15 protein-coding genes are annotated in these 15,344 nt (G+C 71.1%); 9 read left to right on the top strand and 6 right to left on the bottom strand.

The features are described from left to right. Positions 1–175: 175 nt before the first annotated feature. The 3 genes from EDF50_RS15900 to EDF50_RS15890 are packed head-to-tail and all read left to right on the top strand — an operon-like array spanning position 176 to position 3,610. Positions 176–1,627 (top strand): protein kinase, encoded by a 1,452-nt coding sequence (locus EDF50_RS15900; protein WP_123520475.1) that lies wholly within the window; start codon positions 176–178, stop codon positions 1,625–1,627. A 19-nt stretch (positions 1,628–1,646) separates the two neighbouring features. After that, positions 1,647–2,768: a DNA adenine methylase gene (locus EDF50_RS15895; protein WP_233570678.1), complete on the top strand. Its 1,122-nt coding sequence runs from the start codon at positions 1,647–1,649 to the stop codon at positions 2,766–2,768. Between the two features lie 2 nt (positions 2,769–2,770). Further along, positions 2,771–3,610 carry a hypothetical protein gene (locus EDF50_RS15890; RefSeq protein WP_123520474.1) on the top strand — a complete coding sequence of 280 codons (840 nt, stop codon included), beginning with the start codon at positions 2,771–2,773 and terminating at the stop codon, positions 3,608–3,610. Between the two features lie 44 nt (positions 3,611–3,654). Here the strand turns inward: EDF50_RS15890 and EDF50_RS15885 are convergent, their stop codons facing one another. Next, positions 3,655–4,170 (bottom strand): MarR family winged helix-turn-helix transcriptional regulator, encoded by a 516-nt coding sequence (locus EDF50_RS15885; protein ID WP_123520473.1) that lies wholly within the window; start codon positions 4,168–4,170, stop codon positions 3,655–3,657. Between the two features lie 274 nt (positions 4,171–4,444). On the opposite strand from EDF50_RS15885, the gene EDF50_RS15880 reads away from it, so the two are divergent. Next, positions 4,445–5,044, top strand: a complete 600-nt coding sequence (locus tag EDF50_RS15880; protein WP_123520472.1) for a hypothetical protein — start codon at positions 4,445–4,447, stop codon at positions 5,042–5,044. Between the two features lie 90 nt (positions 5,045–5,134). Next, entirely contained in the window at positions 5,135–6,622 is a 1,488-nt protein-coding gene (locus tag EDF50_RS15875; RefSeq protein ID WP_123520471.1) for a signal peptidase I, read from the top strand. 18 nt (positions 6,623–6,640) lie between these two features. Here the strand turns inward: EDF50_RS15875 and EDF50_RS15870 are convergent, their stop codons facing one another. After that, the gene (locus EDF50_RS15870) at positions 6,641–7,123 is read right to left on the bottom strand and encodes a glutathione peroxidase (RefSeq protein ID WP_123520470.1); all 483 of its coding nucleotides are present in this window, start codon (positions 7,121–7,123) and stop codon (positions 6,641–6,643) included. An 83-nt stretch (positions 7,124–7,206) separates the two neighbouring features. Next, on the bottom strand, positions 7,207–8,172 hold the full coding sequence (locus tag EDF50_RS15865; RefSeq protein WP_123520469.1) for a glycyl-tRNA synthetase: 966 nt from the start codon (positions 8,170–8,172) through the stop codon (positions 7,207–7,209). Between the two features lie 329 nt (positions 8,173–8,501). On the opposite strand from EDF50_RS15865, the gene EDF50_RS15860 reads away from it, so the two are divergent. Next, complete coding sequence (locus EDF50_RS15860) at positions 8,502–9,461, top strand: helix-turn-helix domain-containing protein (RefSeq protein WP_123520468.1); 960 nt, start codon at positions 8,502–8,504, stop codon at positions 9,459–9,461. A 2-nt stretch (positions 9,462–9,463) separates the two neighbouring features. Here EDF50_RS15860 and EDF50_RS15855 read toward each other — a convergent pair whose 3' ends face one another. Beyond that, positions 9,464–10,393 carry a diacylglycerol kinase family protein gene (locus tag EDF50_RS15855; protein WP_123520467.1) on the bottom strand — a complete coding sequence of 310 codons (930 nt, stop codon included), beginning with the start codon at positions 10,391–10,393 and terminating at the stop codon, positions 9,464–9,466. A 98-nt stretch (positions 10,394–10,491) separates the two neighbouring features. On the opposite strand from EDF50_RS15855, the gene EDF50_RS15850 reads away from it, so the two are divergent. Together EDF50_RS15850 and EDF50_RS15845 are read left to right on the top strand one after the other, a co-directional pair. Next, the gene (locus tag EDF50_RS15850) at positions 10,492–10,944 is read left to right on the top strand and encodes a DUF4383 domain-containing protein (protein WP_123520466.1); all 453 of its coding nucleotides are present in this window, start codon (positions 10,492–10,494) and stop codon (positions 10,942–10,944) included. Between the two features lie 143 nt (positions 10,945–11,087). Next, a complete protein-coding gene (locus EDF50_RS15845) occupies positions 11,088–11,732 on the top strand; it encodes a heme oxygenase (biliverdin-producing) (protein ID WP_123520465.1) in 645 nt (214 codons plus the stop codon). A gap of 50 nt (positions 11,733–11,782) precedes the next feature. Here EDF50_RS15845 and EDF50_RS15840 read toward each other — a convergent pair whose 3' ends face one another. Further along, positions 11,783–13,123 (bottom strand): ATP-dependent RecD-like DNA helicase, encoded by a 1,341-nt coding sequence (locus EDF50_RS15840; RefSeq protein WP_199738828.1) that lies wholly within the window; start codon positions 13,121–13,123, stop codon positions 11,783–11,785. A gap of 104 nt (positions 13,124–13,227) precedes the next feature. Here EDF50_RS15840 and EDF50_RS15835 point away from each other — a divergent pair, with 104 nt between their 5' ends. Further along, complete coding sequence (locus EDF50_RS15835) at positions 13,228–14,241, top strand: hypothetical protein (protein ID WP_148076859.1); 1,014 nt, start codon at positions 13,228–13,230, stop codon at positions 14,239–14,241. A gap of 17 nt (positions 14,242–14,258) precedes the next feature. On the opposite strand, the gene EDF50_RS15830 is transcribed toward EDF50_RS15835, so the two are convergent. Next, positions 14,259–15,263: a GlxA family transcriptional regulator gene (locus EDF50_RS15830; RefSeq protein WP_123520462.1), complete on the bottom strand. Its 1,005-nt coding sequence runs from the start codon at positions 15,261–15,263 to the stop codon at positions 14,259–14,261. Positions 15,264–15,344: the final 81 nt, after the last annotated feature.

Below are 15,344 nucleotides of genomic sequence, written 5' to 3'. Positions count from 1 at the left end.
GCCCCCTTCCCGACGACACCGTTCTCCCAGGGCATCGCAAGGTGCGCACCCGGCGCGGTGGGGTCGCGGGCGCTCGCCGTGACGCGGTCGTGATGCGATCGTCACCCGCGCGATCGTCACCGGATCGCCCCGCATGCGACAGGATGGACCCCACACGAGTCACGAGGGGGAGGCGATGGCCGCGCCACAGCAGGACGACGCGCTCGATCGCGTCCTCGCCCAGCGGTACCGCCTGCAGTCCGTCGTGGGTCGAGGCGGCATGGCGACCGTCTACAAGGCCGTCGACGAGAGCCTCAACCGCACGGTGGCGATCAAGGTGTTCCACAGTGCGATGGTCGACCCCGCCCGGCAAGAGGCCGAACTCGGCGTGCTGTCGAGCCTCGAGCACCACGGCCTGGTCGGACTGTTCGACGCCGGCGTCGAACAGGGGCCGAACGGGCCGCAGCGCTTCCTCGTGATGCCGCTGATCGCCGGGCTCAACCTCGAGGACCGGTTGCGCCACGGCGCCCTCGCCCCGCGGCACATCGCCGAGATCGGCTACGACATGGCCGAGGCGCTCGACTACATCCATGGCCACTCGGTCGTGCACCGCGACATCAAGCCGTCGAACATCCTGCTCGTCGACTACGGCGACCACGAGGCGGCGCGTGCCCGGGCCAAGCTCGCCGACTTCGGCATCGCCCTCACCGAGGACGTCGAACGACTCACCGCCGAGGGCGTCACGACGGGAACCGCCGCCTACCTCAGCCCCGAACAGGCCGTGGGTGGCGAGGTCGGCCCCCCGAGCGACGTCTACAGCCTCGGTCTCGTGCTGCTGCAGTGCTTCACCCGCCGGCGCGAGTTCCCCGGGTCGCTCGTCGAGTCGGCCGTGGCGCGGCTGTCACGCGACCCCGTGCTGCCCGATCCGTTGCCCGAGCACTGGCGCCACGCGTTGCGCGCGATGACCCGCCGCGACCCCGCCGAACGCCCGACACGGGCCGCGCTCGTGGCGCTGATGCGCGACGTCGTGATCACCGAGACCACGGACCACCGCGACGGCGTGGGCGACCTGTCGGTCGGCGACGGCTCGACGCGCGGCGGCGACACCGAGCCCTTCGACCACAGCGAGGTGCTCGACACCCTGCCGAACGAGGCGCTCGACCGGGTCACGGCCATGGCCGCGCGGCTGTTCTCGGCGCCCATCGCGCTGGCGACCGTGATCGACGACGACCGCACCTGGTTCACCACCCACTACGACCCCGCCGTGGGTGACGTGGCCCGCCAGATCGACCTCTCGCAGGGTGCCGTGCACTCGTCCGAGCCCCTGGTCATCGAGGACGCCGCGACCGACCGTCGCGTCGCGTCCAGTCCGCTCGTCACCGGACCGCTCGGCATGAGGTTCTACGTCAGCGTGCCCCTCACGCGGCGGGACGGCCACACGATCGGCACGCTCTCCGTCATCGACCGCGAGCCGGGCACGGCCAGCGACGAGCAGGTCGCCAACCTCACCGATCTCGCGGCGCTCGTGGTCGCCCAGCTCGAGCTGCGACAAGAGAGCCTGCGCATCGCCGGCACCACCACGGGTAACGTGCCGCACGCGTCCCGCGCCGATCTCGACACCCAGGCCTGGAGCCCGTCCGACGGGTGAGGTGCGGCAGACTTGCCCGGTGACCATCGAGCTCGTGCCCGCCGACGTGGGTGAGGCCACCACCGCCGGTCCCGTCCCCTCGCGCGTCGCCGCCTTCCCGCGCCTGCGCTACATGGGCTCGAAGTACGCCCTGCTGCCCGTGCTGCACGACGTCTTCTCACGCGTGGCGCCCGTGCCGGTCGGCGACCCCGACGGCGCAGGAGGCGCGGTCCGGCCCTCGACCGCGATCGACGCCTTCAGCGGGTCGGGCGTCGTCTCGTACCTGATGAAGGCGCACGGTCGCCAGGTCGTGAGCAACGACTTCCTGGCCTTCCCCGCGGTCATCGCCCGCGCCTCCGTCGTCAACGGGTCGACGACGCTGTCGGACGACCTCGTGGACGAGATCTGCGGTCCGGCCGCCGACGACCGCGACCTCGTCCGCCGCACCTTCGACGGCGTCTTCTTCTCGGCCGACGACCGGGCCTTCCTCGACTCGGCCTGGTCGCACGTCGACCGGCTCGACGGCGCCGAGCGCGACCTCGCGATCGCGGGCCTCGTGCTGGCCGCGGCGCGCAAGCAGCCGCGCGGTGTCTTCACCTTCACCGGGACGCGCTACGACGACGGGCGCCGCGACCTTCGGCTGACCATGGCCGAGCAGTTCCGGGCGGCCGTCCGGGCGTACGGCGCGACCGTCTTCGACGACGGGCTCGCCCACGAGGCCGTCGAGGGCGACGTGGTCGACCTGAGGCGACCGCCCGCCGACCTGGTGTACCTCGATCCGCCCTACGCGCCTCCTCGGGACGACGCGGACTACATGAAGCGGTACCACGTCCTGCAGGGGCTGGCCGTGTACTGGCGGGGGCAGACGATCATGACCGAGACCAAGACCAAGAAGATCGCCAAGCTCTTCACACCGTTCGCCTACCCGCGCACGGTGGACGACGCCCTCGTGCGCACCTTCGAGCAGTTCGCGGACGCCGGGGCGCTCGTGCTCTCGTACTCGTCGAACGCCGTGCCGAGCCGCGAGCGCATCGAGCAGCTGATGCGGACGGTCAAGCCGCACGTCGAGGTGCACGTGGTCGACCACACCTACAGCTTCGGCACGCACCGTGCGGCGACCCGCACGGCGGCCACCGAGTACGTCTTCGTCGGGAGGGACTGACCATGACGATCCCCACCTTCGACGAGTACCTGGCGTCGCTCGGCCGCATGACCCCGCACGTCGACCCGACCGCCCCCTCGGCGGCGGCGGCCGACCTCGCCCGGGCCGCGGCGAGTCTCGGGGAGCTGCCCGTCGTCGACCGCGACCACCTGGCCGAGTGGGCCCGGCAGCACCCGGCGTGGGTGCCGGCCCTCGGCCTGGCCGTCGGGCTGTCGCAAGAGAAGCTGCGCAACTCGCTGCGGCACGCCTTCGACACCCCGAGCTGGCTCACGCTCGCGCGGGGGCGGGCCGACGAACTGGTCGCCCACCTCGACGACGAGTTCGAGCTCGTGCGCCTGGTCGCGTCGCAACGGCACCGCACCTACGACTTCGGCGACCTGCTCGCGGCACGGGCCGGCACCCGGGCGTCGGCGATCCGTGCCGGTGTGTCGGGCCGCCGACTCGAGGACGAGATCGAGGCCATCGCCCGCGACCTCGGGTTGGCCTGCGGCACGCGGACGCGCTTCACCGGCCGGGCGAACCGCACGGCGCCGTGCGACCTCGTGATCCCGTCGGCCGCCGAGCCGGCGATCGTGGTCGCGGCGAAGGGCTTCGACTCGACCGGTTCGAAGCTGACCGACGCGGTGCGCGAGATCGAGGAGATGGCCGACGTGCGGCTGCCGCGGCAGACCGTGATGGCCGTGATCGACGGCATCGGCTGGAAGAGCCGCCAGGCCGACCTCAAGCGCATCCACCAGCTGTGGGTCGACCAGCAGATCGACGGGCTCTACACGCTGTCGACGCTCGACCGGTTCCGGGCCGACCTGGCCGACGCCGCCCGCCTGCGCCGCCTGATCCCGTAGCGGACCGTCCACACGGTGACGTCCTCGGGTCGGATCGGGACGCGTCAGGCCGCGGCGGAGGTCTCCGGGGCGGCGCCGAGCCCGTGGCGGTCGAACGCCCGGCCGAGGTCGAGCAGCGTGTCGGCGAGGGCGCGCTGCTGTGACGCCGGCACGGCCTCGGCGAACGCGGCGCCGTAGGCGGTGGCGATGGCGGTCGTGACCTCGACGCCGCGCGGCGTGCGGCTGACGATGACGCTGCGACGGTCGTCGGGGTTCCGGCGGCGGTCGAGGTGCCCGGCGTCGACGAGGCGGTCGACGAGGTTCGTCATCGCGCCCGACGAGAGGTCGAGGTGCTCGGCCGCGCGCTTGGGCGTGACCAGGTCGCCGGTGGCCCACACGTAGAAGAGGAACCGGATGTCGGTGTCACCCAGCCCGAAGAGGTCGCCTTGGTGGTCGAGCACCCGGGAGTGGTTCAGCATCAACAGTCGGAACGAGTCGAGCAGGCGCCCGAGGTCGGCGGGGCCGGTGGCGGTGAGGCCGAGGTCGGTGGGGCCGGTGGCAATGGGGGTCGTGACGAGCAAGGGGTCCTCCGTGACGCAGGTCGCGTGCCGTCCATGGCACCGGCTCAGTCAACAAGAATCTCGACGATCGTGACACCCCCACCACTGGGGACATCGTTCGCCTTGCAAGCCTCTCGGGTTCCAAGTAATTTGATTGCCGTACCACTTGAGAACAACGATCACTCGAAATCAGAACGGTTCGAGTGGTGAGCGTCTCACCGGCGAAGCCCCTGAACCACCTCGCCGGAGTGGCCCCCGACCTCCCCTCTTCCACCCTCTCGCCCTGGAGCACACCATGTCCCGTCCCACCCCCCGCATCGCCCGCATCGCCGCCTGGATCGCCATCCCCGCCGCACTCGTCGCCTCGGGAATCGTCGTCTCGACCGCGTCGTACTCGGCCTTCTCGTCGACCACGGTCAACCCCACCAGCAACTGGACCGCCGGCACCGTCGCCCTGACCGACGACGACAGCAACACCGCCCTCTTCACCGCCACGAACCTCAAGCCCGGCCAGACCGGCAGCAACTGCATCGCCGTCACCAGCACCGGCTCGCTCGCCTCGGCCGTCAAGCTGTACGGCACGGGCGCCGCCACGACCAACAACCTCGCGTCGAACATCACGCTGAGCGTCGTGCAGGGCACCGGCGGCGGCTTCGGCTCGTGCACCGGCTTCACCCCGCTCTCGTCGGGTTCGAGTCTCTACAGCGGCACGCTGGCCGCCTTCGGCACGAGCTACACCAACTACTCCAACGGCGTCGGCACCTGGGCTCCGACCGGCACCGCGTCCGAGACCCGCACCTACCAGGTGAACTACACCGTCTCGAACACCGCCCCCAACACGACCCAGGGCGGCACCGCGAGCCTCGGCCTCACGTGGGAGGCCCAGAACAGCTGAGGCCCCACCCCCGGCTGATCCCTCCCCCCGCCACACCGCACCACAGCACCAGGCGGCCCGACACCGCACCACCCCCGAACAGAGGCACCCATGAGCACGATCGACCTGAAGCTGCGGCCCGCCGCCGCGGCCACGGCCTCGATCACCGTGCCCGTGGGTGCCTCTCGCTCGTGGCTCGACTGGACGCGCCTCGCCCTCGGCACCGCCTCGCGCGTCGTGCTCTACTCGCTGCTCGGCCTGATGGTCTACGCCGCCGCCCCCGCGGCCCTCGGCTGGAGCCCCACCACCGTGATGACCGGCTCGATGGAGCCTCGCATCCACCCCGGCGACGTCGTCGTCGCGAAGCCGGTGGCGACGTCAGACGTCCACCGTGGCCAGGTCCTGCTCTTCGACGACCCCGACCAGGCCGGGCACCTGCGTCTGCACCGCTACTCCGACGACGGCCGGGCCGGGCAGATCGTCACCAAGGGCGACGCCAACCCGAGCGCCGACTCGACGCCGATCGACCGCAGCGCCGTGATCGGCGTCGGCTTCCTCCGCGTCCCCTACGTCGGCACGCCCTTCGTGTGGGCGGCCGCCCACCAGTACGGCCACCTGCTGGTGACCGGCGGGCTGTTGATCCTCGTCGTCCTGCTGAGTCGGAACGACCGGTACCTGCTGCGCGACGAGCGCGACGAGCGCACCGCGTCGCCGCGGGTGACCGCCTCGACCGGCCGTCGTGCGCAGCGACGACGCGAGCGGCGCCTCCGTCGCCTCAGGACCGCAGGAGGCGCGATCGGCCTGGCGGCGATCGGCGGCGGTCTCGCGCTCACCCTGGTCGTCTCGGGCGGTTCGCACGCCGCGTTCGCCGCGTCGGCGGCGAACCCGACGTCGAAGTTCACGGCCGGCACCTACGAGTGCCTCACCGAGACGTTCAGCGACAAGCCCGACTTCGCCTTCGCCTACAGCGAGGTGTCGGGACCGACGGCCGCCGACAGCTCGGGCAACGCTCGACCCGGCACCCTGGTCGGGGGTGCGTCGTTCACCGCCGGTTCGTGCGCGCCCGACGACAGCCCGTACCTGACGCTCGACGGTGCCAGCGGTCAGGTCACCACCCCGACGTCGTTCACCGGCTCGAACAACTTCACGATCGAGACCTGGGTCAGGACGAAGACGACCGCCGGTGGCGAGCTCGTCGGCTTCTCGAACTCGCAGGCGGGCGCCCCCGGCAACTACGACCGGCATCTCTACATGACGAACGCGGGCAAGCTCGTCTTCGGCGTCTACCCGAACGCCGTCAAGACGGTCGTCTCACCGCTGTCGTACAACGACGGAGCGTGGCACCACGTCGTCGCGACGCTCTCGAGCACGAACGGCATGACCCTCTACGTCGACGGGAAGAGCGTGGCCGTCGACCCGGCCACCAAGAGCGCCCAGGCGTACACCGGCTGGTGGCGCATCGGTCAGCTGCCGCTGTCGGGCTGGACCTCGGCACCGAGCAGCAACTACTTCGCCGGATCGCTCGACAGCACCCAGGTCTGGAACGCCGGCGTGCTGACGGCGACCGGGGTCACCGCCCACTTCAAGGCGGGGCGCTGACGCCGAGGGTTTCCTCGCTCAGCCGGCCAGCGCCTCCTCGATGACCGCGACGACCTCGGGGGCGTCCGGCTCGGTCGTCGGACGGAAGCGGTGCACCGCGCCGCCAGGGGTGATCACGAATTTCTCGAAGTTCCACTTGACGCGACCGGCCTTGCCGTCGACGTCGGCGGCCTTCTTCAGCTCGGTATAGAGCGGGTGCTCGCCACGGCCGTTGACCTTGACCTTCTCCATCATCGGGAAGGTCACGCCCCAGGTCGCCGAGCAGTACTCCTCGATGGCCTCGCCGCTCGAGAGCTCCTGGAAGAACTGGTTGCTGGGGAAGCCCAGCACCGTGAAGCCCTGTTCGCCGTAGTGCTTCTGCAACGCCTCGAGCTTCTCGTACTGCGGTGCGAGGCCGCAGCGCGAGGCCACGTTCACGACCATCACCACCTTGTCGGAGTAGGCGCCGAACGTGGTGGACTCGCCGCGGATCGTGGTCAGGGTGATGTCGTCGAGGCTCATGCGGTCGACCGTAGGCGCGCCGGCTGCGAACCCGCTCGCGGTGGCACGTGCTGCCACGGCCCCGTTCCGTCCTGCGCCCCTCGTCACCCTGCCATCATCGGCAACTCCTGACCCGCGCGTCGCCGGGGTGGGGCGAGCCGCCAGGTTCTCCGCCCCCTCGGTCCGAGCACTCGCGGCAGGGAGGAGTTGCCGACACCCACGACGGGCCGCGGCCCGCCCGCTGTGCGGATGAGAGTCCTGATCGCGCCGGCCGTCGCCTCCCACATGTCCCGCACCATCACCGTCCCTGCCCGGAACGGGACCCGCCCGTCGCGAGCTATGTCGGCATCTTTCAGGCGGTCCTTGTCGAAGCGTGTCTCATGATGCAGGCGCCCGTCCGTCTCGAGACCGATGATGCCGTCGATCACCATGTCGATGATCTTCGGCGTTCCGGGGATGGGCACCTGGCGGACGACGTGATGCCCTGCCTGCCGGAGCCTCGTGCCCGCCGCGCTCTCGAGGATGCTCTCGGCGCCGGAGTCGCTCCACGCCACGAGACCGGCGGCGTCTGCCCGTTTTCGGGACAGCACTTCGGCTGCGTCGTCGTCTCCCTCGACGATGCCGACCCGCCTGGCCCAGTCGACGAGGATCACCGCATCCTCGAATGATCGGGTCTCGACCACCGCCCGGGCAAGAGCGTCACGGGGGTCGACGGACCAGGTCGAACCGCGACCACTGATCTCGAGTGCATCCCACACGACCCGCACTCCGCGCCGGCGCCGCAGCCGCGAAGCCGTCACGGGGACCGACACCGTCACCGGCGGCCGGGACCACGACCACGCGCCCAACTGGTGCAACGCGGACGCACCGGTGAGTCGACCACCCACGGCGACCGCGATGTATCGAGGGTCCTCAGGCGCCCAGGTGGAGTACCACCCACGCCGGGGCCTGCTGACGGTGCGGGAACGAACCGCGACCGTCAGATGCCGGTCGGTGGCACCGGATGCGACGAGGTCGTGTTTGTGGAGGAGTCCCCCGGCGGACGAGACGAGTTCGGCGATCGTGGTCATGCCACACGAGCGTGGCGAGAAGACGGACTCCCTCGTCGAGCACGCCTCCGCGCGTGTTCAGAGGGTGCCAGACGTTTCCCTTGGGGAGGAGGCGTCGGAGGGGCCGAGGCGACGTTCCCGCGGGCCGCCCGGGCCTCCGGTCGGCAAATCCTCCCTCACGTGCTGGACGTGCTCGTCGCGCCGCTCGGTCCGCCGCGGCCGCAGCACGGGTCAGGAGTTGCCGAGCGCAGGTGCGGCGCGGGCCGGGGTCGACAGGCACGGTACGCACTTGTCAACCCCCCTCGGAATGACTGGTGCGGGCTTTGGAGTGCGTGCAACAATTCGGTGAGATGGCTGCCCGGGACGACAAGATGCGCTTCGACGCGCGCGGACGCGATCTCGACGAGGCCGTCGCCATCCTGCAGGCCGGTTACAACGGTCGTGGCTTCCACGTCGCCCCGTCCGAGGCGCCTTTCGAGTTCCGCCACACCATCGTCGGTGACGGGGCGATGACCTTGCGCTCCACGATGTTCATGGGCCGCGTCGACGGCCAGGCGGCGGCGGGCGACGAGCACGTCGTGCACTGGCTGCTCGACGGGCGTTCGACCGTCGACAACGGTCGCGACGAGGTGGCCGGCGCCGTCGGGCGGCCGATCCTCTTCCCCGAGGGGCGCGAGTTCGAGTTCACCACCGAGGACGTCAACCAGAGTCTGCTGCACCTGTCGAAGTCCGTCGTGGACGAGGTGGCGGCCGAGCGGTACGGCATCATGCCCGGCACGATCCGCTTCGACCACGCTGCCCCCGTCTCGTCGGCTGCGGTGCAGGCCTGGCACGCGACCGTGCGCTTGATCGGCCGTGTCTACCTGGGATCGGGCGAACCCAGCGACCTGATGCGCACCGAGATGGCCCGACTCGCCGCCGGCGCCCTGCTCGACACCTTCGTCCACACCTCGACTCCGATGCCCGCGGCCCTGCTCGCGCCGCGTAACGCGAGCCTGCGTCTGGCCGTCGAGTACATGCACGCGAGCGCCCACCTGCCCATCTCGGCCGTCGACATCGCCCGGGAGGCGGGGCTCACGCCTCGAGGACTGCAGCAGGCGTTCAGTCGGCACCTCGACACCACGCCCACGGCGTACCTGCGCGAGATCCGGCTCGAGCGCGTGCACGAGGCCCTCCGGGCGGCCCCCCCGGACTCCACGACCGTCGCCGACGTGGCCCGGCACTGGGCCTTCGCCCACCTCGGTCGGTTCTCGGCCGCGTACCAGCAGCGGTTCGGCGAGTATCCCCGCGAGACGCTGCACCGCGGCTGAGGTCAGCGCCCGATCGCGGCGTACACGTGCAGGGCGCCGGGAACGACCTCGACCGTGACGGGCAGCGGCCCGACGCGCTCGCCGTCCGCGTAGGCGGCGACCCCGTCGGCCTCGACGACGGCACGACGCACCCGGTGCACCGTGACGTTCGGGTGGCTCAGGTGGGTGCCGCGGAACACGCTCGGGAACAACCGCACGAACTGCCACCGGGTGAGCCGCTCGACCACGAGCACGTCGAGCAGCCCGTCGTCGAGCACGGCGTCCGGGGTGACCTTCATGCCCCCGCCGAGGGACTGGCCGTTGCCGATCGAGATCAGGGTGCCCTCGACGGTCGTGGCGACGCCGTCGAGCTCGAGTCGGTACGAGATCCTCGGCAGGCGCACCAGCTCGATCGCGAGGGCGACGTCGTACCGGCGGCGCCCCTTCGGCCAGCTCAACCGGTTGGCCCGCTCGTTGACGACGGCGTCGAAGCCGGCCGACACCATGCAGGCGAACCAGGTGGCACGGCCGTCGGCCTGCAGCACGCGTCCGGCGTCGATGGTGGTCGGCTCACTCTCGAGCAGCCGGACCAGGAGGCGCGTGGCCGCCTCGGCGTCGTCGTGGGGCAGCCCGAAGGCGCGGGCCGTGTCGTTGCCGGTGCCCGTCGGCACCAGTCCCAGCGGCACGTCGGTGCCCGCGACGAGGTTCGCCCCGAGGTTCACCATGCCGTCGCCGCCGACGACGATCAGCGCGTCGGGGCGCTCGCCGCGCTCGGGATCGAGCTCGCGGTGTGCAGCGGCCACGAGGTCGTCGTAGCTCGACTCGGTGAGCGGCACGACGGTGTGGCCTGCCTCCCGCAACACGGCGAGCATCCCGTCGACGAGGTGCGTGCGGCCGCCGGCGGACGCACCGGGGTTGATCGCCACGACCAGGCGGAGGGGCATCGGGGTCATGGGGACGATCCTGCCAGCCACGCGCCCGTCCGGCTCGGGCGGCCCGCCGCGGGTGGCGGGCATACTGGACAGCGACCGGACCGACGAGAGGCACCCCCATGAGCAGCACCCACGGCACCACGACCACGGCGACCCCGGCTCCCTACGAGCCGACCATCCGCGAGTCGCCCAACCGCGGGGCCGGCCTGTTCGTCGGGACGGTCTTCCTGGTGCTCGGGGCCATCGGGTTCCTCGTCGAGGACATGGGCACCTTCTTCTCCCCGCAGGGCGCCTCGCTCTGGTTCGTCTGGAACCTCAACCCGGCGCTGGTCGTCGTCTGGGTGCTGGCCGGCGCCGCGCTGATCATCGCGGGTGCGTCGTCGCGGGCGAGCGCCCGCTACATCAACACCGTGGTCGGCCTGGTCTTCGTGGTCTTCGGCGTCGCCGGGTTCTTCCTCGAGGGCACCGACGTCAACTTCTTGGCGTTCAACCTCGGTGACAACGTCACTCACCTCGCCGGTGGTCTGCTGCTGCTCGCGACCGCCGTGGGTGCCGAGCGTCGTCGCCGCTGATCCTGCCGGGGCATGCCCCGCCTCGCAGCGGGCCGTGATGCACCTGCGTGTGCGCCGGGATCGGTCCCGGGGGCTACCGGCACCGCGCCTCCCTGGCTAGGGTTAGGGTCACCTAACCCAGGTCACCCCAGGAGGTGCGCCCCATGACCGTCGTCATCCCCTTCTCCGAGGCGGTGCGCGAGCGTACGGCCGAGCGTGTCCCCGCCGACGTCGGCTGCACGTTCATGACCGACCTGCTGATCGGCCGCGGCACGCGCGACGACTACGTGCAGCTGCTCGCCCAGCACTACTTCGTCTACGCCGCCCTCGAGGACGCCGCCGAGCGCTGGTCGGGCGACGTCGTCGTGGCACCGTTCCTCGCCCCGGGTCTGACCCGGCTGCCCGCCATCGAGGCCGACCTGGCGTTCCTGCTCGGCGACGAGTGGCGCGCGCTGGTCTCGCCGCTGCCGAGCACCCGGGCGTACGTCGACCGCATCGAGCTCGCCTCGACCTGGGCCGGCGGGTTCATCGCGCACCACTACACGCGGTGCCTCGGCGATCTGTCGGGCGGGCACCTGATCCGCAGCATCCTGCAACGCCGGTTCGGGTTCGACACGAACGGAGTCGGGTTCTTCCTGTTCGCCGAGATCGCCGAACCGAAGTCGTTCAAGACGACGTACCGGCGTCAGCTCGACTCGGTCGCCTGGTCGGCCGACGAGCGGGAACACGTGCTCGACGAGGTCTGCGCCGCGTACCGGTTCAGCACCGAGCTGTTCGCCGACCTCGCCGCCGCGAAGGCCGCTGCCTGATCCGCAGCGGTCGGGTCGCAGCGGTCAGGCCGGAGCCGTGAGGCGAACGCTCAACCCGTGGCGGCCGTGGCGGCCGTGGCGTCGTCCTGGACGCCGGCGTCGGTGGCGGCCTTGATCGCCGGCACGCGCGACGCCTCACTCATGAAGCGGCGGACGTCGAGGTCGACGATGATGTCGGCAGGCCGGAGCGGGCGAGACAGGTAGAGACCCTCGAGCGAGGTGATGCGGCTCAGGGCGACGTAGGTCTGCCCCGCGCTGAACACCCTCGAGCCGAGGTCGACGATGGCCCGGTCGTAGGTCTTGCCCTGGGACTTGTGGATCGTGACGGCCCAGGCGAGCCGCAGCGGGAACTGCGTGAACTCGGCCACGACGTCTTTCTTGAGCTGCTTGGTGGTCGCCGAGTACGAGTACTTGTGCTTCTCCCACACGACGGGCTGCACCTCGTGCACCTCGCCGTCGACCTCGACGAAGACGGTGTCGCGCACCCGGGTGACGACGCCCGTGGTGCCGTTGACCCACCGCTGCTCGGAGTCGTTGCGGAGGAACATCACCCGGGCCCCGACCTTGAGCTCGAGGGCCTCGTCGGCCGGGTAGGCACGCCCGCCGAACTCGCCGCTGACCTCGGCCTTGGCGGTCATCACCTTGCCCGACAGTCGGTCGAGTTCGACCTTGTTGATGCGGTTGACGGTGTCGTTGCGTGTGGCCAGGGTGATGGCCCCGCCGTCGGTCGGCACCGGTCGGGCGCCGGCGCCGTTCAGCGCCCCGGCGATCTCGGCCGTGACCCGACCGTGCCGCACGGCGTTGAGCATCTCTTTGAAGTCGCCCTCGGTCTGCCGGTGGATGAACGCCAGCTCGTAGATGCGCAGGCTCGCCTCGGCCCACACCTTGGCGTCGAAGAACCACATCGAGCGGTAGTTGTCGCGGAAGTACTCGCGCTCTTCGGCGTCACCCGGTACCGGGGGCAGCTGGTAGGGGTCGCCGAAGAGCACGACCTGCACGCCGCCGAACGGCTCGTGCTTGCGTTGGCGGGCCTGGCGCAGCGAGCGGTCGATCGCGTCCATCAGGTCGGCGTTGACCATCGAGACCTCGTCGATGACGAGCGTGTCGATGGTGTTCAGCAGCTTGCGCAGCTCGGCGTTCTGCTCGATGTCGTGGTCGGCGATCAGCCCCACCGAGAGGCGGAACAGCGAGTGGATCGTCTGGCCCCCGACGTTGAGCGCCGCGACGCCGGTGGGGGCACAGATGACGATCTGCTTCGAGGTGTTCCACGACAGGTGGTTCAGCAACGTCGACTTGCCCGTGCCGGCCCGCCCCGTGACGAAGATGTGCTCGCGGGTGTTCTCGATCGCGTCGTACAGCGCCTGCTGTTCGGCGGAGAGGGCCACGCTCACGACGACGAGCACCTTTCGGGAGGGGGTGGGGGGAGGTCACCAATCTACCCGCGACGCCGGTGACGCTCGGGAGTTCGTGACCCGCGCCTCCTATTGTTGTCGTCATGTCGTCGTCTGTGGGGGAGGGGACGCGCTCACCGCTCGGCTGGCCGTTCGTCGCGATCTGGGGTGGAGCGCTGCTCTTCGTGCTGATCGGTTTCTGGGTCACCGTCGTGGCGCTCAACGCCACCGTCTACAGCGCCGCCGGGTTCGCGCGCGGCTACGTGGCCGCGGTCGACCGTGGCGACACGTCGAGCGCCTTGACCCTCGCGGGTGTGACGCCGACCGACCAGCTGGCCGACGTGTTGCTCGAGGTGCCCTCGCTCGGCGGCGTCGACGACGTGGCCGAGGTGGGCGACGTCGACCTCGGCGACGACACGCACGCGATCACCCTCTCGTACTCGATGCAGGGCACGTCGGCCACGGCCGAGGCCCCGGCGCAGTCGCAGTTCGTCGTGCAGCGGGCCGGCACCCGGTTCGGGTTGTTCCACGCCTGGCGTTTCGTGCAGGCGCCCACCGCCCAGCTCGACGTGACGCCCCAGCACGACCCGCGGTTCACGGTGGACGGCCGCGACGTCACGACCGATGCCCCCGACGTCGCGACCCGGTTCACGGTGCTCGCGCCGTCGCGGTTCGAACTCGGGCACTCGTCCCGTTACCTCGAGGCGCCGACCGTCGAGGCCGACGCGCTCAGCGTGGGGGCGACGTCGGGGGTGTCGATCGAGGTGCAGCCGCGGGTCGCGTTCGTCCAGGCCGTGCAGGACATGGTCGACCAGCAGCTCGACGAACGGTGCGTCACGCAGCAGGTGCTGCTGCCCGCCGGTTGCCCCTTCGGCCGCCAGGTCGACGACCGGGTCACCGACGACCCGACGTGGACGGTCCCCGTGCACCCCGTCGTCTCGATCGTGGCCGGTCCGTCGGGCCAGTGGCAGGTGCCCGGTGTGGCCGGCACCGCCCACCTCGTCGTCGGCGCCCAGTCGCTCTTCGACGGCAAGCGCTACACGATCGACGAGGACGTCCCTTTCACGGTCACGTACCTGATGCGCATCAGCACCTCCGACGAGCTGACCTTCGAGTAGGGAGCGGGGCACCCCGGTCACGCGGTGGCGGCACCCGCCCGCTCGAGGTCGCGCACGTCGTCGACGCCGCCGAACGTCGAGCGGTAGGCGCGCGGGGTGGTGCCGAGCACGCGCGCGAAGTGGTGCCTCAGCACCGCGGCCGAGCCGAAGCCCACCTCGTCGGCGATCGCGTCGATGCCGAGCCCGGTCGTCTCGAGGAGCTCTTGCGAGCGCAGGAGGCGCTGGCGGGTGAGCCACGCCCCGGGCGTCGCCCCCGACTCCGCCTTGAACCGACGGGCGAAGGTGCGCGGCGACATGTGGGCCCTCGCGGCCAACCCCTCGATGCTCAGGTCGTCGCGGAGGTGCCCGAGCATCCAGTCGGTCAGCGGTGCGAGCGAGTCGTCGACCTCGACCGGCAGGGGGGTCTTGATGAACTGGCTCTGCCCGCCGTCGCGGTGCGGCGGGACGACCATGCGCCGGGCGATCACGTTCGCGGCGGCGGCACCGTGCTCGCGACGGACGAGGTGCAGGCAGGCGTCGATACCGGCGGCCGTGCCCGCGCTCGTGATGACGCGGCGGTCCTCGACGAAGAGCACGTCGGCGTCGACGTCGATCGCGGGGTGCTCGCGTTGCAGGGCGTCCGAGTACCGCCAGTGGGTCGTCGCGCGGCGACCGTCGAGCAGTCCCGCCTCGGCCAGCACGAACGCCCCGCTGCAGACGCTGAGCAACCACGCCCCTCGGGCCTCGGCCGCGACCAGCAGCTCGCGCACGGCCGGCGAGACGAGCTCGGCCTGGTCGAGCCGGTTCCACAAGGCCGGCACGCAGATGACGTCGGCGTCGGCCGCGGCGCTCAGGTCGAGGTCGACCGTGATCGAGAAACCCTGGTTCGTGCGGACGAGCCCCGGGCGCTCGGTCACGATGCGGTGCTCGAACGGAGGCGCGCCCTCGTCGGTCCGGTCGAGGCCGAACACCTCGCACAGCACCCCGAACTCGAAGGGAGCGACGCCGTCGGCGACGATCGTGGCGACGGTGCGGAACGGCATGGGGGCTCCTCGGGGCGGGATGGCGACGTGGCGGGATGTCGTCGGACCGTGGCAAGACTGCCACTCGTGGCAGGAGCTGTC

Origin of the sequence: Frigoribacterium sp. PhB24, from assembly GCF_003755185.1 — a bacterium.
In the GTDB taxonomy this organism is placed as follows: Bacteria; Actinomycetota; Actinomycetes; order Actinomycetales; family Microbacteriaceae; genus Frigoribacterium.
Note: the sequence above shows the minus strand (reverse complement) of the source record. Positions and strands in the feature narration are given on the sequence as shown.

Bases quoted from the DNA above. Each gene is read 5' to 3' on its own strand.
- EDF50_RS15900 (WP_123520475.1), top strand. From the start codon at position 176: ATGGCCGCGCCACAGCAGGACGACGCGCTCGATCGCGTCCTCGCCCAG.
- EDF50_RS15890 (WP_123520474.1), top strand. From the start codon at position 2,771: ATGACGATCCCCACCTTCGACGAGTACCTGGCGTCGCTCGGCCGCATG.
- EDF50_RS15880 (WP_123520472.1), top strand. From the start codon at position 4,445: ATGTCCCGTCCCACCCCCCGCATCGCCCGCATCGCCGCCTGGATCGCC.
- EDF50_RS15875 (WP_123520471.1), top strand. From the start codon at position 5,135: ATGAGCACGATCGACCTGAAGCTGCGGCCCGCCGCCGCGGCCACGGCC.
- EDF50_RS15870 (WP_123520470.1), bottom strand. From the start codon at position 7,123: ATGAGCCTCGACGACATCACCCTGACCACGATCCGCGGCGAGTCCACC.
- EDF50_RS15865 (WP_123520469.1), bottom strand. From the start codon at position 8,172: ATGACCACGATCGCCGAACTCGTCTCGTCCGCCGGGGGACTCCTCCAC.
- EDF50_RS15860 (WP_123520468.1), top strand. From the start codon at position 8,502: ATGGCTGCCCGGGACGACAAGATGCGCTTCGACGCGCGCGGACGCGAT.
- EDF50_RS15855 (WP_123520467.1), bottom strand. From the start codon at position 10,393: ATGACCCCGATGCCCCTCCGCCTGGTCGTGGCGATCAACCCCGGTGCG.
- EDF50_RS15850 (WP_123520466.1), top strand. From the start codon at position 10,492: ATGAGCAGCACCCACGGCACCACGACCACGGCGACCCCGGCTCCCTAC.
- EDF50_RS15845 (WP_123520465.1), top strand. From the start codon at position 11,088: ATGACCGTCGTCATCCCCTTCTCCGAGGCGGTGCGCGAGCGTACGGCC.
- EDF50_RS15835 (WP_148076859.1), top strand. From the start codon at position 13,228: ATGTCGTCGTCTGTGGGGGAGGGGACGCGCTCACCGCTCGGCTGGCCG.
- EDF50_RS15830 (WP_123520462.1), bottom strand. From the start codon at position 15,263: ATGCCGTTCCGCACCGTCGCCACGATCGTCGCCGACGGCGTCGCTCCC.